The organism is Sphingosinicella humi, assembly GCF_003129465.1.
GTDB lineage: Bacteria > Pseudomonadota > Alphaproteobacteria > Sphingomonadales > Sphingomonadaceae > Allosphingosinicella > Allosphingosinicella humi.
Window position 1 is genome coordinate 1 of sequence record NZ_QFFF01000004.1, and the last position, 324, is coordinate 324.

General features: G+C 64.2%; 1 pseudogene. It reads left to right on the plus strand.

Annotated elements, in window-relative coordinates:
- Positions 1 to 259: pseudogene (locus tag DF286_RS15230) on the plus strand (trigger factor); the annotation flags it as partial.
- Between the last annotated feature and the right edge of the window lie 65 nt (positions 260 to 324).

Consider the following 324-nt stretch of genomic DNA (forward strand, 5'->3'; position numbering starts at 1 on the left):
GGAAGGCCATGTCCATGGTCCGGAATGCGGGCCCGACCATGGCGAGGCGAAGCCGGTGAAAAAGGCTGCCACGAAGAAGGGCAAGGCCGAGGCCGCCAAGGAGACCAAGGCCGAGGAGAAGCCGGCGAAGAAGGCCGCTCCCAAGAAGGCCGCGGCGGCGAAGGAAGCGAAGGCCGAGAAGGCCGACGACAAGCCTGCCGCCAAGAAGGCCCCTGCCAAGAAGCCTGCCGCCAAGAAGGCCGCGGCGAAGAAGGCCTGATAAGCCGTTCGCGCTGAGCTTGTCGAAGCACCTTTCTTCTTCTTAAGAGAAGGGCAGGCCTTCGA